Here is a 329-nt window from a genome sequence, read left to right on the forward strand (position 1 = left end):
CTGCCTAACTACGGTCGTTACATCTACACGCAGTTCGTTAAAGTATACGACTCAACTGCACCAGTAGTAAGTGTTGGTGAGTACGGTGGCCCAACGGCTAACTGTCCTGACCTACTAGCTGGTCAGTTCGGTGATGATGACGGAAACTGTGAAGAAGCAGTAAGCATTCCATTCTCAGTAAGTGACGAGTGTGAATTGTTTGACGGAGACGGTGTACTAGTAGTAAGCATCGTATCAGCAGAGCTTGACGCATTTGCAGTAGACGCAAACGGCGACGGCGATATCAAGTCTAACGAATTCGTAGCAGACGAAGATGTAGCTGACTTGAT

Annotated in this window: 1 protein-coding gene; it reads left to right on the top strand. The window is 47.4% G+C overall.

Features of this window, described 5'->3' with window-relative positions; all coding sequences use genetic code 11:
* Nucleotides 1–329 (top strand): hypothetical protein (locus ACRBG0_RS19890; RefSeq protein ID WP_431488603.1); only part of this gene is annotated, 329 nt, incomplete at both ends.

It is taken from the genome of Lewinella sp., assembly GCF_050633125.1.
Taxonomy (GTDB): Bacteria; Bacteroidota; Bacteroidia; order Chitinophagales; family Saprospiraceae; genus Lewinella.